Annotated in this window: 21 protein-coding genes; 12 read left to right on the top strand and 9 right to left on the bottom strand. The window is 70.0% G+C overall.

The window, feature by feature from the left end:
- Positions 1-46: 46 nt before the first annotated feature.
- From guaA to AC4D12_RS03950, 3 genes are all read right to left on the bottom strand, one after another.
- A complete protein-coding gene (gene guaA, locus AC4D12_RS03960) occupies positions 47-1,645 on the bottom strand; it encodes a glutamine-hydrolyzing GMP synthase (protein WP_490948590.1) in 1,599 nt (532 codons plus the stop codon).
- A gap of 84 nt (positions 1,646-1,729) precedes the next feature.
- Positions 1,730-2,212: a DUF3817 domain-containing protein gene (locus tag AC4D12_RS03955; protein WP_490948775.1), complete on the bottom strand. Its 483-nt coding sequence runs from the start codon at positions 2,210-2,212 to the stop codon at positions 1,730-1,732.
- Entirely contained in the window at positions 2,206-3,201 is a 996-nt protein-coding gene (locus tag AC4D12_RS03950; protein ID WP_490948588.1) for an SURF1 family protein, read from the bottom strand. The genes AC4D12_RS03955 and AC4D12_RS03950 overlap by 7 nt, the downstream gene beginning before the upstream one ends.
- A 109-nt stretch (positions 3,202-3,310) precedes the next feature.
- Between AC4D12_RS03950 and AC4D12_RS03945 the strand changes: the two genes are divergently transcribed.
- From AC4D12_RS03945 to AC4D12_RS03925, 5 genes are read left to right on the top strand one after another with little or no spacing between them, the layout of a single operon-like run.
- A complete protein-coding gene (locus AC4D12_RS03945) occupies positions 3,311-5,032 on the top strand; it encodes an ABC transporter transmembrane domain-containing protein (RefSeq protein WP_490948586.1) in 1,722 nt (573 codons plus the stop codon).
- Positions 5,025-6,770, top strand: coding sequence for an ABC transporter ATP-binding protein (locus tag AC4D12_RS03940; protein ID WP_490948584.1), 1,746 nt, complete (start codon positions 5,025-5,027; stop codon positions 6,768-6,770). The genes AC4D12_RS03945 and AC4D12_RS03940 overlap by 8 nt, the downstream gene beginning before the upstream one ends.
- A 50-nt stretch (positions 6,771-6,820) precedes the next feature.
- The gene (locus AC4D12_RS03935; RefSeq protein WP_490948582.1) at positions 6,821-7,912 is read left to right on the top strand and encodes a serine hydrolase domain-containing protein; all 1,092 of its coding nucleotides are present in this window, start codon (positions 6,821-6,823) and stop codon (positions 7,910-7,912) included.
- Positions 7,909-8,259, top strand: a complete 351-nt coding sequence (locus tag AC4D12_RS03930; RefSeq protein WP_490948580.1) for a hypothetical protein — start codon at positions 7,909-7,911, stop codon at positions 8,257-8,259. The genes AC4D12_RS03935 and AC4D12_RS03930 overlap by 4 nt, the downstream gene beginning before the upstream one ends.
- Complete coding sequence (locus tag AC4D12_RS03925; protein WP_490948578.1) at positions 8,256-8,978, top strand: DUF3887 domain-containing protein; 723 nt, start codon at positions 8,256-8,258, stop codon at positions 8,976-8,978. Before AC4D12_RS03930 ends, AC4D12_RS03925 begins: the two co-directional genes overlap by 4 nt.
- 79 nt (positions 8,979-9,057) lie before the next feature.
- Here AC4D12_RS03925 and AC4D12_RS03920 read toward each other — a convergent pair whose 3' ends face one another.
- Positions 9,058-9,549: a PTS sugar transporter subunit IIA gene (locus AC4D12_RS03920; protein ID WP_490948576.1), complete on the bottom strand. Its 492-nt coding sequence runs from the start codon at positions 9,547-9,549 to the stop codon at positions 9,058-9,060.
- 87 nt (positions 9,550-9,636) lie between these two features.
- Positions 9,637-10,776, bottom strand: a complete 1,140-nt coding sequence (locus tag AC4D12_RS03915; RefSeq protein WP_490948574.1) for a GuaB3 family IMP dehydrogenase-related protein — start codon at positions 10,774-10,776, stop codon at positions 9,637-9,639.
- 79 nt (positions 10,777-10,855) lie between these two features.
- Here AC4D12_RS03915 and AC4D12_RS03910 point away from each other — a divergent pair, with 79 nt between their 5' ends.
- The 5 genes from AC4D12_RS03910 (at position 10,856) to AC4D12_RS03890 (ending at position 14,263) form a co-directional block, all read left to right on the top strand.
- The gene (locus tag AC4D12_RS03910) at positions 10,856-11,293 is read left to right on the top strand and encodes a hypothetical protein (protein ID WP_490948572.1); all 438 of its coding nucleotides are present in this window, start codon (positions 10,856-10,858) and stop codon (positions 11,291-11,293) included.
- Entirely contained in the window at positions 11,286-11,834 is a 549-nt protein-coding gene (locus tag AC4D12_RS03905; RefSeq protein ID WP_490948570.1) for a GNAT family N-acetyltransferase, read from the top strand. Before AC4D12_RS03910 ends, AC4D12_RS03905 begins: the two co-directional genes overlap by 8 nt.
- 217 nt (positions 11,835-12,051) lie before the next feature.
- Positions 12,052-12,945 (top strand): WXG100 family type VII secretion target, encoded by an 894-nt coding sequence (locus tag AC4D12_RS03900; RefSeq protein ID WP_490948568.1) that lies wholly within the window; start codon positions 12,052-12,054, stop codon positions 12,943-12,945.
- A 39-nt stretch (positions 12,946-12,984) separates the two neighbouring features.
- Positions 12,985-13,611: a hypothetical protein gene (locus AC4D12_RS03895; RefSeq protein ID WP_490948566.1), complete on the top strand. Its 627-nt coding sequence runs from the start codon at positions 12,985-12,987 to the stop codon at positions 13,609-13,611.
- 13 nt (positions 13,612-13,624) lie between these two features.
- Positions 13,625-14,263, top strand: coding sequence for a hypothetical protein (locus AC4D12_RS03890; RefSeq protein WP_490948564.1), 639 nt, complete (start codon positions 13,625-13,627; stop codon positions 14,261-14,263).
- 78 nt (positions 14,264-14,341) lie between these two features.
- Here AC4D12_RS03890 and AC4D12_RS03885 read toward each other — a convergent pair whose 3' ends face one another.
- The gene (locus AC4D12_RS03885) at positions 14,342-16,171 is read right to left on the bottom strand and encodes an ABC transporter ATP-binding protein (RefSeq protein WP_490948562.1); all 1,830 of its coding nucleotides are present in this window, start codon (positions 16,169-16,171) and stop codon (positions 14,342-14,344) included.
- Between the two features lie 45 nt (positions 16,172-16,216).
- Positions 16,217-17,743: an IMP dehydrogenase gene (gene guaB, locus AC4D12_RS03880; protein WP_490948560.1), complete on the bottom strand. Its 1,527-nt coding sequence runs from the start codon at positions 17,741-17,743 to the stop codon at positions 16,217-16,219.
- Positions 17,744-18,128: 385 nt separating this feature from the next.
- Here guaB and AC4D12_RS03875 point away from each other — a divergent pair, with 385 nt between their 5' ends.
- The gene (locus AC4D12_RS03875; RefSeq protein WP_490948774.1) at positions 18,129-19,763 is read left to right on the top strand and encodes a ribonuclease J; all 1,635 of its coding nucleotides are present in this window, start codon (positions 18,129-18,131) and stop codon (positions 19,761-19,763) included.
- A 974-nt stretch (positions 19,764-20,737) separates the two neighbouring features.
- Here AC4D12_RS03875 and groL read toward each other — a convergent pair.
- Both groL and groES read right to left on the bottom strand, forming a co-directional pair.
- Positions 20,738-22,354: a chaperonin GroEL gene (gene groL / locus AC4D12_RS03870; protein WP_490948558.1), complete on the bottom strand. Its 1,617-nt coding sequence runs from the start codon at positions 22,352-22,354 to the stop codon at positions 20,738-20,740.
- A gap of 73 nt (positions 22,355-22,427) precedes the next feature.
- Positions 22,428-22,724: a co-chaperone GroES gene (gene groES, locus AC4D12_RS03865; protein ID WP_055768411.1), complete on the bottom strand. Its 297-nt coding sequence runs from the start codon at positions 22,722-22,724 to the stop codon at positions 22,428-22,430.
- Between the two features lie 229 nt (positions 22,725-22,953).
- Between groES and AC4D12_RS03860 the strand changes: the two genes are divergently transcribed.
- Complete coding sequence (locus AC4D12_RS03860; protein ID WP_490948555.1) at positions 22,954-24,168, top strand: class I SAM-dependent methyltransferase; 1,215 nt, start codon at positions 22,954-22,956, stop codon at positions 24,166-24,168.
- The last annotated feature ends 1 nt before the right edge of the window (position 24,169 follow it).

Genomic DNA, 24,169 nt, shown 5'->3' with positions numbered 1-24,169 from the left:
TCTGAACCCGAGGTCCGGGGTGTCCCTCAGCTCCCGTGGGCGGCGGTCACTCCCACTCGATGGTTCCCGGCGGCTTGCTCGTGACGTCGAGGACCACCCGGTTGACGCCGTCCACCTCGTTGGTGATGCGGTTGGAGATGCGCGCGAGGAGATCGTACGGGAGCCGCGACCAGTCGGCGGTCATGGCGTCCTCGCTCGAGACCGGTCGGAGCACGATCGGGTGACCGTACGTCCGGCCGTCGCCCTGCACGCCGACACTGCGGACGTCGGCCAGGAGGACCACCGGCATCTGCCAGACCTCGTTGTCGAGGCCCGCCGCCGTCAGCTCGGCGCGCGCGATCGCGTCCGCCTTGCGCAGCAGGGTCAGGCGTTCCTCGGTGACGTCACCGACGATCCTGATGCCGAGGCCCGGGCCGGGGAACGGCTGGCGCCCGACGATCTCCGCGGGCAGACCCAGTTGGGCCCCGACGGCGCGCACCTCGTCCTTGAAGAGGGTGCGCAGGGGCTCGACCAGTTCGAACTGGAGATCCTCGGGCAGACCGCCGACGTTGTGGTGGCTCTTGATGTTCGCTGCCCCTTCGCCGCCGCCGGATTCGACGACGTCGGGGTACAGGGTGCCCTGCACGAGGAACCGGATGGGCTCACCCTCCGCCTCGGCCTCGCGCATGATGGCGCGCTCGGCCTCCTCGAAGGCACGGATGAACTCGCGTCCGATGATCTTGCGCTTCGTCTCGGGGTCGGAGACGCCCGCGAGCGCCTCGAGGAAGCGCTTCTGCTCGTTGGCGACGTACAGCTTCACGCCGGTGGCGGCCACGAAGTCGCGTTCCACCTGTTCGGCCTCGCCCTCGCGCAGCAGCCCGTGGTCCACGAACACGCAGGTCAGCTGGTCCCCGACGGCCCTCTGCACGAGTGCGGCGGCGACCGCGGAGTCGACGCCGCCGGAGAGGCCGCAGATCACCCGCGCGTCCCCGATCTGCTCGCGGATGCGGTCCACCTGCTCCTCGAGGATGTTCCGCGTGGTCCAGTTGGGGTCGAGGCGCGCGCCGCGGAAGAGGAAGTTCTCGATGACGGCCTGGCCGTGCTGGGAGTGCTTGACCTCGGGGTGCCACTGGACGCCGTAGAGCGCCTTCTCCTCGTTGGCGAAGGCGGCGACGGGCGCACCGGCCGTGCTGGCGAGGACATCGAAACCCTCGGGAGCGGCCTGCACGCTGTCGCCGTGGCTCATCCACGCGTTCTGGTGCTCGGGAGTGCCGGTCAGGATGGAGCGGGACGCGCCGTCGGACGTGATGTCCGTGGAGCCGTACTCCCGGAGGCCCGTCTTCGCGACCGTGCCGCCGAGGGCGTTGGCCATGGCCTGGAAGCCGTAGCAGATGCCCAGCACGGGCACTCCGGCGTCGAACAAATCGGCGTCGACCGTCGGTGCCCCTTCGGCGTACACGCTGGAGGGACCGCCGGAGAGGATGATGGCCGCCGGGTTCTTCGCCAGGATCTCCTGGGTGCTGAGCGTGTGCGGCACGATCTCCGAGTAGACGTCCGCCTCGCGGACGCGGCGTGCGATGAGCTGCGCGTACTGCGCGCCGTAATCCACGACGAGGACAGGGCGGTGGTCGGCGCCGTTCTCAGGGCCGTTCTCGGGATGCGTCACGCGTCCACAATAGTCGTCGGCTACCGGGGGCCGCACACCGCCGGACCAGCAGTGTCCACGGCTCAGAAGCGGCTCGATCGCGGCTCAGTAGCGGGGCGCGGCCTCGGGGTGGGCAGCGAGATCCTGCTCCGCCTGCCGATGGATGCGCTTCTCGACGACGAAGGAGAGCAGCGGCACCACGCCACCCAGCGCGATCAGGATGAAGCGGCTGAACGGCCAGCGCATGAACTGCCACAGCCGGAAGTCGGCGATGAGGTACACGACGTAGAGCCAGCCGTGGACGATCAGCACGGCGGTGGAGAGGTTGAACCCGCCCGCCGTCTCGGCGACGACCTCCGGCAGGAACTGCAGCGGCGCCCCTGCTCCCGCCACGATCTCCGTCCCGAAGCCGTACTTCGCGACCATCTCGACGACCACGAGCAGCAGCATGACGCCGGTGGCGTAGGCGAGCACCTTGTAGAAGCCGAGCGCGGACCTGATCTGCGCGTGCGTGCCTCCGAACCGCCGTTTCCCGGGTGCGGGGCGGCCGCTGGATGCCTTCGGGGTGAGTGCTGGCTCGGTCACGATGGGAGTCGCTTTCTGTCTCGTCCGGCGAGAGCGTCGGCGTGGGGGTCGACCTCCGGGTCGGAGAGGGTATCGGCGTGCGGGTCGGTGTGCGGGTCGGCGCGGGTGTCGGCTGAGGTCTCGGGTGCGGCGTCCGCTGAGGCCTCGGCGGCGTCGGCGGCATCCGCGGCTTCTTCGAGTGACCGCCGGTGGTCATCGGCGACGAGCCGCCACCAGAGGAAGAACGCGAATCCGGCGAAGACCACCCATTCGATGGCGTAGAAGATGTTGAGCCAGTTGATCGGGGTCTCCTGCGGCTGCGGACCGACGACGACGGGCTCCATGCCCGCCGAGAACGCGACCGCGGCTCCCCCCTCGGTGATCTCGGTGGCCACGACGAACGCGGCGTAGGAGGGCCGGTCCCACAGGTTGGACACTTCGGCGGTGGAGAGCGTCGGCACCTCGCCGTCGACCGGACGCTGGACCTCGGGGGCCTCGGGCGGCAGCAGTCGCCCGACGACGGTCGCCGTGCCGGTCCGCTCGGCGATCCCGGCGGCGTCCTCAGCCTCCGGGACCCAGCCGAGGACGACGGGGATGACCGTGCCCTCCGCAGCGGACGCCGCTGCGCCGCCCGCGGCGTCGGCGCCCTGGGCGTCGTCGGCACCCTCGACCTCGAAGGCCTGCATCACCCAGAGGCCTTCCTCGCCGTCGAGGAGCCGGTTCTGCACGAGGGTCCTGGTGCCGGGGACGAAGGAACCCTCGACGGACACCATCTGGTCGGCGGTGGTCGCGAGGAGCGGGTTGAGCGGTTCGAGGACGTCCGTCAGGGGCCTCACGTTCTCGGTGGTGCTCGGCGCGGGCGGCGGGGCTTCGCGGGAGGAGTTCAACTGCCACTGGCTGAGGAGCACGAAGACCGCGGCGATCGCCATCGCGAGGATCAGCATGAGGATCCATCGGGGCTTGAGCGCGGTCTTCAACACCACTCCACGGTACTTCGTAACGCTGTAGAACAACGAATGAAGCTGACGTGGAAGCGGCCGCCGGAACCCCGCGCGGCGGGTGCCTAAGACTGATTGGCATATCCCTACCACTACGGGGTCGCGCGGTCTACGATGGTCTCTCGTGCGCTCTTTTCCCTATGCCCCCACCGGTTCGCCGGACCTGCGCTCCCCCGTGCGCTTCCTGCTGTGGCTCGGCGGTCACCAGAAGGCCACCCTCCTGGCCGGGATCGCACTGGGGACGGTGTGGATGGCGTCGCAGGCCATGATGCCCTTCGTGATCGGTCGCGCGATCGACGACGGCGTGATCGGCAGCGACTCGGCGTCGCTGGTGGGCTGGGCCGCCGCACTCCTCGCACTCATGGTCGTTCAGGCCGTCGCCGACACCGCGACCCACAGGGCCGGCGTCAGCAACTGGATGCAGGCCGCGTTCCGGTCGGTGCAACTCGTAGGGCACAAGATCAGCACCACGGGGGACGCCCTGCCCTCGGCGCTCTCCACCGGCGAGGTGGTCTCCACCGCGGCGTCGGACGCGTTCCGGCTCGGCGAGGTGTACGAGGTGCTGACCCGCCTGGCAGGTGCTGCCGCGGCGTGGCTGGTGGTGACGGTGCTGATCTGGCGGACCTCCCCCGTCCTCGGGCTCGTCGTGCTCGTCGGCGTACCCGTGTGCTGCGCCCTGCTGCTGTTCGTGGTGCGTCCACTCCAGGCGCGGCAGCGCGAGCAGCGTGAGGCGTCGGGGAAGATGACCGCCGTCGGTGCGGACACCGTCGCCGGGCTCCGGGTGCTGCGCGGGATCGGCGGCGAGCACATCTTCGTGGACCGCTACCGGCAGAAGTCGGCGGCCACCCGAGATTCCGGCATCCGCGTGGCGCATTCGCTGGCCGACCTCGAGGCAGCCCAGGTGTTCATCGCGGGCGCCTTCAGCGTGGTGTTCACGTGGGTGGGCGCGTCACTGGTGCTCGACGGCGCCATCACGCCGGGCGAACTCGTGGCCCTGTACGGCTTCTCGATCTTCCTCATGACGCCCATCCGCGCCGCGGCGGACTCCGTGGCCCGCTTCATCCGCGCGCACGTCGGCGCCCGCAAGGTCATCGCGGTGCTGTCGGTGGACGCGAACGTGGCGGACGCCGCGGCGACACAGCCGGCACCGCCGTCGGGCTCGCCACTCGTCGACGAGCGCAGCGGCGTCATGGTGGAGCCGGGGATCCTCACCGCCGTCGTGTTGCGCGAGCCCGACGCATCGGCGGACGCCGTCATGCGCCTCGGGCGGTTCGAGGACGCCGTGCTCGAGGAGGCCACCGTCCGCTGGGGTGCCGCCGATCTCCGGCACGTGCCACTCGCCTCGATCCGCGAGCGCATCGTGGTCAGCGAGGCGGGACCGCAGCTGTTCAGCGGGCCGCTCCGCCGCCAGCTCGATCCGCACGCGCGGCACGACGACGCCGGGATCCTCGCGGCGCTCGAGGCAGCGAGCGCCCTGGACATCCTCGACGGCCTGGAGGACGGGCTCGATCACGAGGTGACGGAACGCGGCCGGAGCTTCTCGGGTGGGCAGCGTCAGCGCCTCGTGCTGGCGCGGGCCTACCTCACCGGGGCCGAGAACCTGGTGCTCGTGGAACCGACCAGCGCCGTGGACGCCCACACGGAACAGCGCATCGCCGCCCGCCTGGCAGGGGTACGACGGCGGGACGGCATGACCACCGTGGTGGTCACGGCCAGCCCCCTGGTTCTCCGCACCATGGACCGCGTGCTGTTCCTCGAGGACGGCCGTGTCACCGCCCAGGGCAGCCACAAGGACCTGATGGCCGCCAATGCCTCCTACCGGAACGTGGTGATCCGCAGTGAGTAGCACCGCGACGCTGCCCGTCGCCGAGCCCCGCGCCGTGCGCCGGGAGGCCTCGCGCCTCATCCGGCACCACCGGCGCGGGCTCGGCGGGGTGATCGGGCTGTACGTGGGGTCGGCCGTCGCCGGACTCGCCGGTCCGCTCCTGCTCGGGTACCTGATCGACGCCCTGTCCGCCGGGACGACGCCGGACGTCGTCGCGCTGGTCTCCCTCGGGATGCTGGGCTTCCTGGCCGTCCAGTCGATTCTCCGCCGCTTCGCGGTGCGCTCCGGCATGGTCTTCGGCGAGCGCGTGTTCGCCGAGCTGCGCGAGGACTTCATGGCGGGCGTCACCGCCCTGCCGCTCTCGACCGTCGAGAAGGCGGGCACCGGCGACCTCGTGGCGCGCACCACGAACGACATCGACGCCGTGTCCCACACCGTCCGCTTCGGGGTTCCCCAGGTGGTCGTCTCGGTGGTGACCATCGCCCTGACGCTTGGTGCGGCGATCATCACCTCACCGGTCCTCTCGCTCGCCCTTCTCGTGGGCCTGCCGCTGCTGTGGCCGGTGACCCGCTGGTACCTGCGCCGGAGCGCCGCTGGCTACATGCGTGAGCGCGAGACCTACGCGGTGGTCAACGGCACGATCACGGAGACCATCGAGGGTGCCCGCACGGTGGACGCCCTCGGGCTCGGCGCACTGCGCCGCGAGGATCTCGACACCGCCCTCGGCACGAGCTACCGCGCCGAGCGGTACACGCTATGGCTCCGATCGGTCCTGTTCCCCGCCGCGGACATCGCGTTCTGGCTACCCGCCGCCGCTGTGCTGCTCTGGGGCGGGTGGCTCGCAGGCCAGGGCGTGGTGACGCCGGGAGCGGTGGCCGCCGTCGCCCTCTTCGCGGTGCGCCTGATCGATCCCGTGGACCTGCTGATCATGTGGACGGACGAGATCCAGGTGGGTGCGGCGTCGCTCGCGCGGATCGTCGGGGTGAAGGACGTGGAGCCGGACCGCCTGGCGACCACCGCGGTGCCCCGCGACGACGACATCGTCCTGAGCAACGCCAGGTACGCCTACCGGCCCGGACACGACGTGCTGCACGGCGTCGACCTGACCCTCCGGCGCGGCGAGCGTCTCGCCGTCGTGGGGCCGTCCGGCGCAGGGAAGTCGACACTCGGACGGCTGATCGCGGGGATCCACCCGCCGTCGTCGGGCTCGGTCACGGTGGGCGGGGTGCCGCTGGTGGACCGTCCGCTCGACGACCTGCGGCGGGAGGTGGCCCTCGTGACGCAGGAGCACCACGTGTTCGTGGGCTCGGTGGCGGAGAACGTGCGGCTCGGCCGTGCCGACGCCGCCGAGCACGAGATCGAGGACGCACTGCACAGTGTCGGCGCGCTGGAGTGGGTGACCCAGCTGCCCGAGGGCGTGCGCACCGAAGTGGGCTCGGGAGCGCACGAGCTCACCCCGGCACAGGCGCAGGAGCTCGCGCTCGCCCGCCTGATCCTCGCCGACCCGCACACCCTGGTGCTCGACGAGGCGACCTCCCTGATCGACCCGCAGGCCGCCCGCGACCTCGAGCGGTCGCTGAACGCGGTGCTCGAGGGCAGGACGGTCGTCGCGATCGCACACCGACTCCACACCGCCCACGACGCCGACCGCGTGGCCGTCGTAGAGGGCGGCCGGATCACGGAGCTCGGCTCGCACGACGAACTGATCGTGCTCGACGGCGCCTACGCCTCGCTCTGGAACTCCTGGCGGAGCGAATAGGTGTCAAGACTCTCTTGACAGTTCATGATCTGTAAATCTAGCGTTGACACATGGAATGCCTGACGCGTCGGAAGACATCCATCGTCGCTCTCGGTGCCGCTGCGCTCCTGGCACTCGGCGTCGCAGCGCCCACGCTCCCACCACCATCGGAGCATTCCTTCGGCGACGCCGGACTCGCCGAACAGGTCGCGGCGCACCGACCGGCGGACTCGCACCGCCTCGTGGTCACCCGCGTGACCGGTGATGCGGTGACCACGGCGGGGTTCGGCGCCGACGACCGCTCCGACCTCGAGATCGGATCCATCACGAAGGCGCTGACCGGGATGCTGCTGGCCGACGCCATGGAGCGCGGCGAGGTGGACCTCGAGACCCGCCTCGGCGAACTGCTCGACCTCGGTGCGGCACCGCTGGCCGGCGTCACGCTCCGGGAACTGGCGACGCACCGCTCCGGTCTACCCGGGCTACCCGGCGGAGCGGGCTTCCTGGTCCGGTCCGCCTGGAGCAACGTCACGGGCAGCAACCCGTACGGCAGCTTCACCACGGCTCAGCTCCTCGACGCCGCCACGAACGCAGAGCTGTCCTCCCCCGGGACGTACTCCTACTCCAACTTCGGGGTGGCGCTCCTCGGGCAGGCGCTGGCCGCCCGCGCAGGGCTCCCCTACCCCGAGCTGCTCCGCAACCGCATCACGGAGCCGCTCGGGATGACGGACACGTACGTTCCCGCGACGGAGGAGAACCTCCGATCGGCGGCGCTACGGGGCCTCCGTGCCTCGGGCGACGAATCCGCTGCATGGACCATGGACGGCTTCGCCCCTGCCGGAGGCGTGCGGTCCACCGCCGCCGATCTCGCGCTCCTCGCCGCGGCGCTCCTCGACGGCTCGGCGCCCGGGAGCGGCTCGCTCGAACCGCTCGACGGCGTCGCGGACCCCGCCATGGGCCTCGCCTGGCACGTCCTCGAGGACGACGGCGGATCGACCGTCCTCTGGCACAACGGCGGGACCGGCGGCTTCTCCTCCATGCTCGCCCTCGATCCCGCGCGGGATGAGGCCGTCATCGCGCTCGGTGACGTGTCCCCCATCCGGACGGCGGCCTCCGTGGACGACCTCGCCATCGCCCTACTCGCAGGACGGGGTTCACGGTGATGGAGTTCGTGGCCACCTGGCTGATCCCCGTCGTCACTCTCCTCACAGCGGCCACCTACCTCCGTTCGGTACTCCGCCCCCCGAAGAAGCTCTCCGGCGTCGCGCTGGTCACGGCGCTCACGGCGGCGGTCGGCTGGATGGTGTTCGGCGCCGTCGTCACGGCGTTCTACGCCACCACCGTGTGGGTCTGGTACGTCCCGGCGGGACTCACCGCCGTCGGCACCGTGGTGCTGGTCGCGCGGTGGGACCGCCTCGTCGGCGCCGAGCCCGCGACCCGCGGGGACTGGTGGTCCTTCCTGATCGCCCTCGTGCCGACGGCCGGCATCCTGGCGGTGCGCCTGGCATGACCTCCGACCGCAGGAAGCAGGACGGCCCCGAGCCCGATGCCCGAAGCTCCGTGACCGCACCCGAGATCACGGGACCCTCCGTGACCGCACCCGAGGACGCCGGCCACGACGACGCACAGCCCGGGCAGGCCCTCGCCGACGTCGAAACCGGCACCGCGCGGGTCCGCGCACTGCTGGCCGTCGAGCCGTTCGGCCTCGTGGCGTCCGACGCATTGCGAGCCGCATCCGATCTCACCCACCTCAGCGACGCGCTGCTGCGCGCGACCGTCGACGCGGCGAGACGCCACGGCGCCAGTTGGGCCGACGTCGGTGCGGCGCTCGGCATCAGCCGACAGGCCGCCTTCCAGCGCTTCGGGTCGGAGGCTCCTGGCCGGACACCGGCTCCCCCTCGGGCCGTCCCGCTCGACCCGGCGGCGGAGGCCGAAGCCGTGTTCGCGGAGTGGGCCGCCCGGGACTGGTCCGCACTGCGTGCGCGGTTCACCCCGACGATGCTCGAGGCCGTGACGGAGGACGTGCTCGCGGCGGTGTGGAGCGAGGTCGACGACGCCGTCGGCGCCTACGAGCGGCCGGGGACCGCCACGGTGCGGAAGAACGGCGCTCTCAGGATCGTGGAACTGGCGCTGCACTTCGAGGACGGCGTGATGTCCGGGCGCGTCTCCTTCGACCGGTCGGGCCGGGTCGGCGGCCTCCTCGTCCTCGAGCCCACCGTCGGCGGCTAGCCGCCGCGCGCCAGGGACCGCCGGGCGCATCGAAACCATCGGCGCGTCGTCGCCGCGCCAGGACCGTGCATCGAGAGCCCTAGTGGTCGTAGAACACGAGCGAGGAGTTGATCAGCTCCGCGATGACCTCGGCGTCATGGGCCCGCCGCAGCGATTCGCGGAAGTTCTCCTTGAAGAGGCTCCGGGCGATCGTCGCGAGGACCTCGAGGTGCTCGGAGAAGGACTGCGCGGGCGTCGCCATCAGGAGCACGAGGGTGGCAGGTCCATCCACGGCACCGAAGTCGAGGCTGTGGCCGAAGCGCGTCACACCGACGGCGATGGACGTCTGATTGACGTACTCGCTGCGCGCGTGGGGAAGCCCCACGCCGCCCGGGAGCCCCGTGGCCATCTGATGTTCGCGGGAGTTGACCTGATGGAGGAAGGCCTCGAGATCCGAGATACGGCCGGCCGCGTGCAGGCGGCCTGCGAGCTGCGCCGCGGCGTCCTCCTTCGAGGTCGCCTCCATCTCGAGGATCACGAGTTCGGGCGCGGTGAGCGCTGCGTCGTGGAGGTCCGGGTGGAGATCGCTCACCGGTGTGCCTTTCGAAGAGCCGACGCCGGGAACGGCGCTGGAGGCGGTTCCCAGTCTAGCCAGCCGTGCCGGTTTCCACCGGGACGATCAGTCGACGGAGACGTACGGCGAGAGGACGACCTCCACGCGCTGGAACTCCTTGAGGTCCGAGTACCCCGTGGTCGCCATCGCACGCCGCAGCGCCCCGATGAGGTTCGACGTGCCGTCGGTGTGGTGCGAGGGGCCCCACAGGACCTCCTTCAGCGGGCCGACCGTGCCGATGTTGACCCTGTCGCCGCGAGGCAGCTCGTGGTGGTGCGCCTCCTGGCCCCAGTGCCAGCCCTGACCCGGGGCCTCCTCGGCCCGGGCGAGCGCGGACCCGAGCATGACGGCATCCGCACCCATGGCGATCGCCTTCACGATGTCACCGCTGGCGCCCATGCCGCCGTCGGCGATCACGTGCACGTACCGTCCGCCGGACTCGTCCATGTAGTCGCGGCGGGCGCCCGCCACGTCGGAGATCGCCGAGGCGAGCGGCGAATGGATGCCGAGGGCGCGGCGCGTCGTCGTCGTCGCTCCCCCACCGAAACCGACCAGCACACCCGCGGCGCCGGTGCGCATCAGGTGCAGCGCCGGGGTGTAGCCGGCGGCGCCGCCGACGATCACGGGGACGTCGAGTTCGTAGATGAACTTCTTGAGGTCGAGGGGTTCCTCGTTCTTCGACACGTGCTCGGCCGACACCGTGGTGCCGCGGATCACGAAGATGTCCACACCGGCGGCGAGCACGGTCTTGGAGAACTGCTGGGTGCGCTGCGGCGTCAGGGAACCGGCCACCGTCACGCCCGCCTCGCGGATCTCGGCGAGTCGGCTCGTGATGAGCTCGGCCTGGATGGGCGCGGCGTAGAGCTCCTGCATGCGGAGCGTCGCGGCGGGGCTGAAGTTCTCCGTGCTGAGCGCCGCGATCTCGTCGAGGACCGGCTGCGGGTCCTCGTACCGCGTCCACAGTCCCTCGAGGTTCAGGACGCCGAGGCCGCCGAGGCGGCCCATCGCGATCGCCGTGGCGGGGGACATCGCCGAGTCCATGGGCGCGGCGACGACGGGCATCTCGAACTGGTACGCGTCGATCTGCCAGGCGACCGAGACGTCGAGCGGATCACGGGTGCGGCGGGAGGGCACCACCGCCACGTCATCCAGCGAATAGGCCCTGCGTCCGCGCTTGCCTCGGCCGATCTCGATCTCGTAAGTCACTGGTCCAGATTAGCCCAGCGGGATCGGACGCCTTCCCGGCGGCCCTTCCCCTGAGCAACCGCCGGATGCATACTCAGCCATGAGCAGAGGGGGAATGGCTCTCGCCGTCGTCGTCGCCGTGGGGTCCATCACGGGGTTCGCCTACTGGTCGGGTCCGGGGCGCGCACCCTCGGGCTGCGCCCAGCCGCCCTGGCACCTGTCGAGCGCCGTCGTGGCGCAGGGCGGGTCGGTGACTGTCACCGGCGATGACGCGACGACCTGCGATCCGCGCTACGGCGGACGCGCGGACATAGTGATCACGGTGATCTCGGACGGCGGCCTGCACACGATCGCGACCGTTCAGGCGCCCATGTCCTCGCGCGGAGCGTTCGCCGCCGACATCGTCATACCCGAGGGCGCCCGACCTAGCTCCTACCAGGTCTCCGCTGTTCCGCGCCGTGTCGACATCTGCCGGGACACCAACGCCGCCTGCGCTGGCCCGCCGACCGAACCGCTCACGGTCCTCGCCGGTGAGTGACAGCCGCGCGCCCATTGCTCCCCGGGCACACCTCCCGGCACCGATCCGGCTCGCCGTCCTGAGCGATCTCCCGCATCTGGCGGGGATCGAGCGGTCAGCGGGCGAGGCGTTCCGGACGCTCGGCATGCACGCGATCGCCGACGACGAGCCGCTTCCCCTCGCGCGCCTGGAGCCGTACCAGCGGGAAGGCCGGGCATGGGTCGTCCAGACGGCCCAGGCGCTTCCCGCCGCCTACCTCCTGCTCGACGTCGTGGACGGGCACGCGCACATCGAGCAGGTGTCGGTGCACGCGCACCACGCTCGCCGCGGGCTGGGCAGGCGGCTCATCGATCAGGCGGAGGCCTGGGCCCGCCGACGCGGCCTTCCGGGCCTGACGCTCACCACGTTCCGCGACGTCGCCTGGAACGCGCCGTACTACCGCCGTCTCGGCTTCGTGGACCTGAGCCCGGCGCGGCTCGGCCGGGGTTGGCGGCGCTCCGGCGGCACGAGGCGGAAGCGGGACTCGACGGCTGGCCGCGGGTGGCGATGCGCAGGGCCGTGACGCCGGTGTCCGCTGATGACACGCCGGAGTCGACAGACGGCTCCGTTCCCGGGTCGCGGTAGAACACGAGCGCTGCGCGCCCGAGGGAACGGCCGCCGGCCCTCCATGGGGAGCCCTCCCCATGGAGGCATCGCCTGCCCGGGGATACGGTGGGACCGACGGCGCAGGTGCCCGGGACCCTCGGAAGGGCCGCGCCACGACACGAACGAGGAAGCCCATGACCAACGGCATGATCGGAGCAGACCCGACGGCCCTCCGTGCTCTCGCTCAGACCATGTCGACGTCGAGTGGCACCCTCACGACCATCGACCAGCAGATCACCACGGTGCTGGCGCGGGTCGGGTGGCAGGGCCAGGACGCCCAGCGCTTCAGGTCGCAGTGGAACACCTCGATCAGGCTGCGCCTGCAGGACAGCGCCTCCCTGCTGAGCGAACGGGCCACTGTCCTGCTCGCCGATGCCGACGAGCAGGACACGACGAGCGACGCCGGTAGCGGAAGCGCAGGCGGCGCCGGCAGCGGTGCTGGCAGCGGCGGAACGTCACAACCGACGGACGCTCCCTCGGGCGCATCGGAGGACCCGTCCCTCGTCGACCTCCTCGCCGACGTCGGCGGCGACCTCGGGGCGTGGCCACCCTTCCAGATCGGTGCACTCACCACCTCCGCGCTGGGCTTCGGTGCGGAGCGGCTGCTCTCCTCCATGCGGAACGCGGGACTGTTGACCACGACCTTCGGCCAGATGCCCGAAGTGGGCTACCTGCGCGGGACGCAGACGCTCAACGCCCTGCGCATTGCCGGCAACGCCGCGGCAGGGCTCGGCATCCTCACGGGAGCGGCTCAGGCGTACAACGGTTTCCAGGACGGCGACGGCCACGCCGTCGCCGATGGCGCCATCACGGCGATCCTCGCCGGAGGAAGCCTCGCGCCGACACCCGCCGCGCCGTTCTTCGCGGCAGCGTCCCTCGTCTGGGCGGGCGCACAGTTCCTGTCCGGCGACGTACCGGTGACCGAGCGCATCACCGACTTCGCCGGAGACGCTGTTGATACGCTCGGTGATGCCGGCGAATCGGTGGCGGGTGCCGCCGAGGATGCCTGGAACCGGGCGTTCGGATAGTCCTCGCACACCGCCGCCTCCCCCACCCGAAAGGCCTCCATGTCCGAGACCACGGTGCCACTCACCGAGCACGAGATCCTCGCGCTGCTGTCCTTCAACGACACCGATCCCAGCTCCTACACCCGCGACGTCCTCAGACTCGCGGACGTCAGGGCCGAGGACGTTCTCGTCCGCGCGGGCCTGTCGACGCTTCTGGTGCGTGATCTCGCGGTGGTCCAGGGTTCGGACCTCGTTCTCACCGGTCCCACGGAGCAGATCGCAGGGATCATGGCGACAGCGGGCGGCTGGCTGGAGATCGCTGTCACCACCGACGGCACCAGTTCCGTGCTGTTCGGTGTGCAGTCCGCCGCCGGTGCCTTCGTGATGAGCGTCGGAACGCGCGGCGTCCATCAGTTCAACCCGCTTCCCGCGGACAAGCCGATCCTCTCCTTCGCGCTCGACATCGCCACCCACTACCTCGGTGACTCCTCCGCGGACTCCCTGCTCTCGGTGCGGGCGAAACACCACGGCTTCGGTGTCACGCCCCGGACGGCAACGCTCCTCAGGAACACCGACGGAGGTGTCCGCGTGACCCTCGGGGAGGGTGCGGAACCTGAGGTGATCACTCCCGCCACGGGTGCCGAGGTCGAGGAGTTCGGCAAGGCGCTCGACCTCGATGGCCGCTAGCCGGCGCAGGGACATGTCAGCGGCACCCGTGGGAGGCGAGCGCCACCCTGTGCGTCCCCTCGAGGCCTGGCTCGACGCCGGGCCCGAGGCGACCTCCGCGTCGACGACGGTCCTGCGGCGTATGGCCTTCAATCACTCCCAACGCCGCGCCGCCGTGCTGTGCGTGTACCTCTGGGCGTGCGTCGTAGCCCTCGCCGGGCTCCTCGCGCTGACGACGGGTTCGGCGGGTGCGCTCGGCTGGGTGCTCCCCGCGGTGGCAGCGGCGCTCCTCCTCTGCGCCATCGGTCTGCAACGGCGGCACCGGGCCCATCCGGTGCCACCGCACCAGCGCCTCACCTCCTCGCGGTCACCGGCGACCGTCCGCGGAGCCGTGCTGAGTGCCGCACTCCTCGGGGTCGGACTGCTGGTCGTGACGACCATCCTGCTGGTCCGGGCCGAGACACAGCCCACCGGCGTGGTGGGCGGCTTCGTCACGGTGCTGGGACTCGTGCTGGCGATGTCCGCCCAGCTCGTCATCCCCGCGTGGCATGCAGCCCATGCGCGCGAGCTCTTCCTGGCCCACCTCGAGGGGAACGCCGCAGCGCGGTCCGAGCTCCAGCGCAGAGCCCTGGCGGACGACGGCACCGGGCCCTTCCCCTTCGGGCCGTTGTGAGGGCTCGGTCACCGGTCAGGACGGCAGAAGAGCACCTGCCCGCACCCCTGCCCTAATTCCTGCTGCCGTGATTCCTGCTCAGGCCTCCGGCAACTGGCTCTCGAACATGCGGAAGTAGCGGCCGCGGAGGGCTACGAGTTCGCGGTGCGTGCCCGACTCGACCACCCGACCGTCCTCCAGCATGTACACGACGTCAGCCTTCTCGATCGTCGCGAGGCGGTGGCTGATCGCGATGATCGTGCGTGAGCGGTCGGCGAAGAGCCGCGTGAAGATGCGGTGTTCGGCGAGGGCGTCGATGGCCGAGGTGGGTTCGTCCATGACCACGAAGGGCGCGTCGCGGTAGAAGTTGCGGGCCATGGCGAGGCGCTGCCACTGCCCGCCGGAGAGGCCGCTCCCCTTCCGTCCGCGCGGGTCCTCCATCCAGTTGCTCACGTAGTTCTCGAAGCCGCTCGGCAGCGAGGCGATGAACTCCGTGGCCTCGGCGTCGTGCGCCGCCCTGCGCACCCGCTCGTCGTCGCGCGGCGTCCGGACGTCGCCGAAGAAGATGTTGTTCTCCGCCGTCGCGAACTCGTAGCGCAGGAAGTCCTGGCTCATGACGGCGAGGTGCCGGTGCCAGTCGTCGATCCGGACGGTCCGCAGGTCCCGGCCCTCGAGCAGCACCTCCCCCTCGCCGGGCTGGTACAGACCTGCGAGCACCCGGATCAGGGTGGACTTCCCGGCGCCGTTCTCGCCGACGATCGCCACGTGGGTGCCCCGCTCGAAGGTCATCGAGATGCCCTTGAGCACCTCGGCATCGCTGCCCGAGTAGGTGAAGTGGATGTTCCGGAGTTCGACGACGGACGGCGCGGCGTCCAGTGTGCCCGTTGCCGCCGTCGAGAGCGGGAACGCCATGAACTGCTCGTAGTCCTTGAGGTTGGCAAGATCCTCGTCGATGGAGCTGAGCGACGTCACGAGGTTGTTCGCGGTGCTCAGCGCGCGGCTGACGATCTGCTGCACGTAGAGGAACTGCCCCACCGGCTGAGCCCGCGCGATGATCTGACCCACGATCCACACGAGCGCGAGCAGCTCAGCGCCGTACTGCAGCGCATCGGCGAGGAGCTGCTTCGGGATGTACCTCTTCTGGAAATCGAGCCGACGCTTCTCGTCGGCGTCCCGCAGCGTGGAGCGCAGGTCCATGAGGTACCGGACGATCCCGTACAGCCGCATCTCGGCGATGTGCTGCGGCTTCATGAGGTTGTTCTCGATCAAGCGCCGCTGACGCCGCGAGTCCACCTGCGTGTTCCAGTGCGCCATCTGCTCACGGGACAGCCGGAACTGCAGGTAGACGCTCGGGATGATGGCCAGCAGCACGATCAGCGCGATCCACCAGCTGACGAGCAGCAGCGCCCCGATCGCGAGGACCACCGAGGTGAGCTGCGTGAAGATCGCGGCGATGCGGTCGAGCACGCGGGCGTAGGAGTCGGAGAAGCGGCGCGCGCGGTCGTAGAGATCCACCGTCTCCTTGTCGTCGTAGCGCCAGAACTCGAGGGCGAGGAATCTCTCGTACATCTGGTCGCCCACGATCGCCCCGACCCGGAAGCTCAGGACCTGCTGGATGTAGCGGTCCACGCTGGTGAACGCTCCCCAGAGCAGCCCGAGGACGGCCGTGACGACCACGTAGACGATGGCCTGCCGGCCGGCGTCGGCCTCACCCGCATAGGCCGCGGCGAGCGCCGTCGTCGTGAGTGAGGCGAAGTAGGTGGTGACCAGCGGCAGGACCGCCGAGATGAGCGAGCCCGCCACCTTCATGGCGACGGCGCCGGGCGAGGCCTTCGCGCTCACCTTCAGCACCTGCCCGACGGCGCGGGCGTACGGACCGAGGCGGAGCCGGCGTCGCGCCGCCGCCTCGGGCTGGGGCAGCTGGCTCATGAGACGCCCGCCGTCCGACGACGGCGGGCTCCCGAGGGGCGTGCGTTACTTGGAGCCGTAGTTGGGTGCCTCGACCGTCATCTGGATGTCGTGCGGGTGGGATTCCTTCAGGCCGGCGGCGGTGATCCGCACGAACTTGCCCTTGGCCTTGAGCTCGGCGACGGTGCGGGCCCCCGTGTAGAACATTGTCTGCCGCAGTCCACCGACGAGCTGGTAGGCCACCGACGCGAGCGGGCCGCGGTAGGCCACACGCCCCTCGATGCCCTCGGGGATCAGCTTGTCGTCCCCGACGACGTCGGCCTGGAAGTAGCGGTCCTTCGAGTACGAGGTGTTCCTGCCGCGCGTCTGCATGGCCCCGAGGGACCCCATGCCGCGGTAGGTCTTGAACTGCTTGCCGTTCACGAAGATCAGCTCGCCCGGCGCCTCGGCGGATCCCGCGAGGAGAGAGCCGAGCATCACGGTGTCCGCGCCCGCCACGATCGCCTTGCCGATGTCGCCCGAGTACTGCAAGCCACCGTCGGCGATGACCGGCACGCCCGCGGGGATGGCTGCCTTGGCCGATTCGTAGATGGCCGTGATCTGCGGGACGCCCACCCCGGCCACCACGCGGGTGGTGCAGATGGAGCCCGGGCCCACGCCCACCTTGATGCCGTCCGCTCCGGCGTCGATCAGCGCCTGCGCGCCCTCACGCGTGGCGGCCTGCCCGCCGATGATGTCGACGTGCGCCAGCGACTTCTCGGCCTTGAGGCGGGCGATCATCTCGAGCACGCCGGCGCTGTGGCCGTTCGCGGTGTCCACGAAGAGGGCGTCCACGCCGGCGTCGACGAGCGCCATGGCGCGCTCCCAGCCGTCCCCGAAGAAGCCGATGGCCGCACCGACGCGGAGGCGTCCGTCGTCGTCCTTCGTGGACAGCGGATACTGCTCGGCCTTCGTGAAGTCCTTGACGGTGATGAGACCGCGGAGTACGCCGTCGTCGTCGACGAGCGGCAGCTTCTCGATCTTGTTCGTGGCGAGGAGGTTGATGGCGTCGTCGCCACTGATCCCCACGCGGCCCGTGACGAGGGGCATCTTGGTCATGACGTCGCTGACGCGCGTGGTCGGGAAGTCCCGCTCGAGGACGAAGCGCGTGTCGCGGTTGGTGATGATGCCCAGCAGGTGACCGGTCTCGTTGACCACCGGCAGGCCCGAGACACGGTAGTGACCGCACAGCTCGTCGAGTTCCAGCAGCGTGGCATCGGGGCCGATGGTCAGCGGGTTCGTGATCATGCCCGACTCGCTGCGCTTGACGCGGTCCACCTGGCCCGCCTGGTCCTCGATGGACAGGTTCCGGTGGATGACGCCGAGTCCGCCCTGGCGGGCCATCGCGATGGCCATGCGCGCTTCCGTGACGGTGTCCATCGCGGAGGAGAGCAACGGTGTCCGCACGGTGATGCGCTTGGAGATGCGCGACGACGTGTCCGCCTCGGAGGGGATGACGTCGGTGTGACCCGGGAGCAGGAGCACGTCGTCATAGGTCAGGCCGATGAATCCGAAGGGATCGTGGGTGTCGTTCTGGCCGGACTGCTGGCTCATTGCTGCGCCTCTCTCGGGGTTGCCGCGGGGGGAGAAGGGCCAACGGCAAGGGTGCGCCGGCCGGCTCTGCCAGTCTAGAACGGAAGCAGGAGGGGCCCTATTCCGGTGACAGCGCTCACGTACGGCGCCCCGCACCGGCCCTTCCGGACCCGTTTCGAGGACCGACACCCCCGGTTCGCGCGCGACGACGTACCCTAGGAGGACTATGTCCCCGGATTCTCGGGGGCCACCCGAACCACCCATTGATGGAGATTGCCGGGCTACCCGGCCTCGACGCGCAGCGTCTGACGGCCCCGCCCCGCCCACCTCACGACCGAGAGATACCTGATCTGTGAATAAAAGACCTGCCGTCCTGAAAGCACCACGCGAGCTCGCCACGGGAGCCATGCGCATCGTCGCTCTCGGCGGGATCGGTGAGATCGGCAGAAACATGACGGTCTTCGAGTTCGACGGGAAACTGCTGATCGTGGACTGCGGCGTCCTGTTCCCCGAGGAGCACCAGCCGGGCATCAACGTCATCCTGCCGGACTTCTCCTACATCCGGGACCGGCTCGACGACGTCGTCGCCGTGGTCCTCACGCACGGCCACGAGGACCACATCGGCGGTGTCCCGTACCTGCTCAAGGAGCGCGCGGACATCCCCCTGGTGGGATCCCGGCTCACGCTCGCCTTCATCGAGGCGAAGCTCAAGGAGCACCGCATCACGCCGAAGACCATCCAGGTCAAGGAGGGTGACCGCCGCACCATGGGCGGGTTCGACCTCGAATTCGTCGCGGTCAACCACTCCATCCCGGACAGCCTCGCCGTCGCCATCCGCACCGCGGCCGGCATGGTGCTCCACACCGGCGACTTCAAGATGGACCAGTTCCCCCTGGACCGCCGCATCACCGACCTCGCGGGCTTCGCGCGCCTCGGCGCAGAGGGCGTGGACCTGTTCCTGACGGACTCCACGAACGCCGACGTCCCGGGCTTCACCACGTCCGAGAAGGATCTCGCCCCCGCGATCGACGCCGTGTTCCGCACGGCCCCGCGCCGCATCATCGTGTCGAGCTTCGCAAGCCACATCCACCGGATCCAGCAGATCATCGACACCGCGCACCAGCACCGCCGCAAGGTGGCGTTCGTGGGCCGCTCGATGGTCCGCAACATGACCATCGCGGCGGACCTCGGGTACCTGAACATCCCGCAGGGCCTGCTCGTGGACTTCAAGAAGCTCGAGCGCAGCGACGACCACAAGGTGGTCCTCATCTGCACCGGTTCGCAGGGTGAGCCGATGGCCGCACTCTCCCGCATGGCCAACAAGGACCACGCGATCCGCATCAGCGAGGGTGACACCGTGCTGCTCGCGAGCTCGCTCATCCCGGGCAACGAGAACGCCATCTACGGCATCATCAACGCGCTCACCGAGATCGGCGCCAACGTGGTCCACAAGGGCAACGCGAAGGTGCACGTCTCCGGGCACGCGAGTGCCGGCGAACTCGCCTACTGCTACAACATCGTGAAGCCGCGCAACGTCATGCCCGTGCACGGCGAGTGGCGCCACCTGCGGGCCAACTCGGAGATCGCCGTCGCCACCGGCGTCGATCCCCGCAACGTGGTCATCGCGCAGGACGGCGTGACCGTGGACCTCGCGCGGGGCCGAGCGACGATCTCCGGCAAGGTCGAGGCGGGCCTCGTGTTCGTCGACGGCGACAGCGTGGGTGGCATCACCGAGGAGGACCTCGTGGAGCGCCGCCGCCTGGCCGAGGAGGGTGTGGTCACGGTCCTCGCGATCATCGATCCCGAGAACGGCGAGATCGTCGAGACCCCCGAGTTCTTCATCAAGGGCTTCTCCTGCTCGGACGAGGACCTCGACAAGGCCGGCGCGGCGGTCGAGAAGGCTCTCCGTGACGCCGCCTCGAACCGCCAGGGCGGGCGCCGTCAGGATCCCGAGGACATCATCGAGCGGGCCACGGCCAACTGGATGCGCCGCTACTTCAACCGGCAGCCGGTGGTGTCGGCGATCGTCGTCGACGCCTGATCCCTCAGCACATCCGACGCAGCCCCGGTTCCCCCGTCAGGTGGGAGCCGGGGCTTCGTCGTTGTCAGGGCCTGGAATCCGTCCGGGCCGGTAGGGCGCCTAGGCCTGCCGACCGTTTGCCTGCCCGCCTGCCCGCCTGCTGGCCTGCTGGCCTGCTGATGACCTTGGCTGCGCTGCCACGACCGTATCTCGCCCCTTCCTCCCACTTCGCGTGGCGATCAAGTGGGGATGCGCACTCATTCCCACAGCACGACGGCGTCGAATGGGAGGAAGCCAGCGGTGCGAGCAGACCATCCCACAGATGGAGCGTCCACCGTGGGCATGTGCGCACATTCCCACAATGCAGGAGCTCGATCTGGGATGGTCCGCTGCCCGTCACGAGAGCTGGGATGGTCCGCTGCCCGTCACGGGAGCCGGGGCTTCGTCCTTGTGGTGAGCTCGCAGGGCGTCCGGCCGTGGGCTTTTGACTGCTCGCGGCGTCGCTGCTGCTTCCTCCCATTCCACGACGCGCTCGAGTGGGAATGCGCACTCATTCCCGATGCACGACGGCGTCGAATGGGAGGAAGCCAGCGGTGCGAGCGGACCATCCCACAGATGGAGCGTCCACCGTGGGCATGTGCGCACATGCCCACCGTGCGAGGGTCCAACCTGGGATGGTCCGCTGCCTGTCAGGAGAGAGCAGGGGCTTCGTCGTTGTGGTCAGCCTTCAGGGCGTCCGGCACGCGGGTTTTCTCCGGCGTCGCTACCGGTTCCTCCCACTTCACGCGGCGATCGACTGGGAATGCGCACTCATTCCCAGTGCACGACGGCGCCGGATGGGACAAAGCCCCAGAGGCTAGAGGACCCTCGGCGCAGGGCCGAGCAACACGAAACACAGGCCCCACACGCAGCAGCACCCCGGCTCCGAGGGACCGGGGTGCTGCTGATGCTGCAGGCGGTGCTGCAGTCAGCGGAATGCCGACCGCGAGGGTGTCCTAGTGCGAGTGGCCGTGGCCCTCTTCGCCCTCGGACTCCGCGGGCTTCTCGACCACGAGGGTCTCCGTGGTGAGCACCAGGGCCGCGATGGAGGCGGCGTTCCGCAGAGCGGAGCGCGTGACCTTCACCGGGTCGATGATGCCGGCGTCCACGAGGTTCTCGTACTCGCCGGTGGCGGCGTTGAAACCGTGGCCCACCTCGAGCTCCGAGACCTTGGCGACGACGACGTAGCCCTCGTGTCCGGCGTTCTCGGCGATCCAGCGCAGGGGCTGGGCGAGGGCGCGGCGCACGAGACCGATGGCCGTGGCGGCGTCACCCTCCAGTGCGAGGACGTCGGGGTCGGTGTCGAGCGCCTTGCCGGCGTGGACCAGCGCGGAACCACCACCGGCGACGATGCCCTCCTCGAGAGCCGCACGCGTGGAGGACACGGCGTCCTCGATGCGGTGCTTCTTCTCCTTGAGCTCCACCTCGGTCGCGGCGCCGACCTTGATGACGCCGATACCGCCGGCGAGCTTCGCGAGGCGCTCCTGGAGCTTCTCGCGGTCCCAATCGGAATCGGTGCGCTCCACCTCGGCGCGGATCTGCGCCACGCGGTCGGCGACGTCGGACTCGCTGCCCGTGCCATCCACGATGGTGGTGGCGTCCTTGGTGACGGTGATCCGACGAGCAGAGCCGAGGACCTCGAGGCCCACCTGGTCCAGCTTCAGACCGAGGTCGGGCGAGACGACCTGCGCACCCGTGAGGGTCGCGATGTCCTGCATCATGGCCTTACGGCGGTCACCGAAGCCGGGTGCCTTGACGGCGACGACGTTCAGGGTGCCGCGGATCTTGTTGACGACGAGCGTGGAGAGCGCCTCGCCCTCGATGTCCTCGGCGATGATGAACAGCGGCTTGCCGGCCTGGAGGGCCTTCTCCAGCAAGGGGAGGAACTCGGCGAGCGAGGAGATCTTGCCGGAGTTGATGAGGATGAGCGCGTCCTCGAGGACGGCTTCCTGGCGCTCGGCGTCGGTCACGAAGTACGGCGAGAGGTAACCCTTGTCGAACTGCATGCCCTCGGTGAGGACGAGCTCCGTCACGGTCGAGGAGGACTCCTCGATGGTGATGACGCCGTCCTTGCCGACCTTCTCGAAGGCCTCGGCGAGGAGGTCCCCGACCTCGGTGCTCTGGGCGGAGATGGAGGCGACGTTGGCGGTCTGCTGACCGACGACCTCGCGGGCGTTCTCGAGCAGGCGCTTGGCGACGGCCTCGACCGACACCTCGATGCCGTGTTTGAGCTGTCCCGGGGCTGCTCCGGCGGCCACGTTGCGGAGGCCTTCCTTCACGAGGGCCTGCGCGAGGACGGTCGCGGTGGTGGTGCCGTCACCGGCGACGTCGTTGGTCTTGGTGGCGACCTCCTTGGCGAGCTGTGCGCCGAGGTTCTCGTACGGGTCGTCCAGCTCGATCTCACGGGCGATCGTGACGCCGTCGTTCGTGATGGTGGGAGCGCCCCACTTCTTGTCCAGCACGACGTTGCGTCCGCGGGGGCCCAGCGTCACCTTGACGGTGTTCGCGAGCTTGTCCACGCCGGCCTCGAGGGCACGGCGGGCGGCGTCGTTGAATTCCAACTGCTTTGCCATTGTTGATTCCTTTCAGGCTTGTGCAGCGAGAAAAACCCCGGCCATTGCGGGCCGGGGCTCTTCCTGGGGGGTGCTACTTGACGACGACTGCGAGGACGTCGCGGGCGGAGAGCACCAGGTACTCCTGGCCGCCGTGCTTGACCTCGGTTCCGCCGTACTTCGAGTAGATGACGATGTCGCCCTCGGCGACGTCGACGGGGACGCGGTTGCCGTTGTCGTCGACACGACCCGGTCCGACTGCCACGACCTCGCCCTCCTGGGGCTTCTCCTTAGCGGTGTCCGGGATGACGAGACCGGAAGCAGTGGTCTGCTCGGCTTCGAGGGGACGGACCACAATGCGGTCCTCAAGGGGCTTGATAGAGACCGACACTCGGGCTCTCCTTTGCGTTCGATACCAGTGGAATGGGGCCGTCGGGAGGTGCGCATACCGTCGTCGCGGTGCCGGTGGACGCTTCCCTCGGGATTAGCACCCGCTGGGAGCGAGTGCCAACTCCGACTGTATGCAAGGGCTGGCACTCGGTCAAGGCGAGTGCCAATCGAGTTCGGGGAGGACAGCAGGGAACAGGCCTGGAACGCCCTCGCTCCTCTAGGCTGGCCGGATGGCCACGGACAACATCGCAGACATCCTGACGTCCGAGGGCTGGGAGCTGCTCAACTCCCTCGGCCCCTACACCGAGGCCGACAGCCTGCGCCTCACCGAGCAGCTCCGGAAGGCCGGGCACTCCCCCGAATTGGTGGCCGCCGCCCTGACGCAATCGAGACTCCGAGCGAAGGCCGCCGCGAAGTTCGGCCCCTTCGCGGACCACATGGTCTTCACCACCGCGGGGCTCGAGCAGGCCACGCGGCTCTCCGTGGCCGCGCGCCACGCGCAGCGCTTCGTCGACGCGGGCCTCGTGAAGGTCGCGGACCTGGGCTGCGGGCTCGGCGCGGACAGCATGGCGCTCGCCACGCTGGAGCGCGAGGTGACCGCCGTCGAGCTCGACGAGACCACGGCCGCCGCGGCGACCATGAACCTGCTCCCCTTCCCGAATGCGCGCGTGGTCAACGCGGACGCCTCCTTCGTGGACACCGAGGGGTACGACGGCGTGTGGCTCGATCCCGCGCGCCGGACCACCACGACGTCGGGGACCTCCCGCCTGTTCGACCCCGAGGCGTTCTCCCCGCCGCTCTCCTTCGTGCAGGAGCTCGCGGACGGCGGTAAGCCCGTGGGCGTGAAGATGGGACCCGGCATGCCGCACGCCGCCATTCCCGCGCACTGCGAGGCGCAGTGGGTCTCCGTGGACGGCGACGTCACCGAGGTGTCCCTCTGGTTCAATGCCCTCCGCCGTGAGGGAATCCGCCGCGCCGCGCTGGTGCTCGGTCCGCGGGGGGCCGCTGAGATGGTCTCGGGAGCGGGGTTCGGACAGGGCCCGACGGCGCCCGTGGGCGCGGTGGGCGGGTATCTGTACGAGCCCGACGGCGCCGTGATCCGGGCCGAACTCGTGGCGGACCTCGCCGAGCGGCTCGGCGGCCACCTGCTGGACCCGATGATCGCGTACATCTGTGCTCCCGATCTCGCCGACACCCCCTTCGCCCGCGCCTACCGCGTCCTCGAGGTACGCCCCTACAACGTGAAGGCGTTGAAGAGCTGGGTGCGCGCGGAGGGCATCGGCGTGCTCGACATCAAGAAGCGCGGCCTCTCCGTCACGCCCGAGGAGGTCAGGAAACTCCTGCTGACCGGCTCGGGGAAGGGCCGGAAGAAGGCCACCCTCGTGCTGACGCGCATCGGTGAGGAGCGCGTGGCGATCGTCGTCGAGCCGGTTCCGGCTCTTTGAC

The sequence above is a fragment of the Arthrobacter sp. TJ-266 genome (assembly GCF_058269115.1).
Note: the sequence above shows the minus strand (reverse complement) of the source record. Positions and strands in the feature narration are given on the sequence as shown.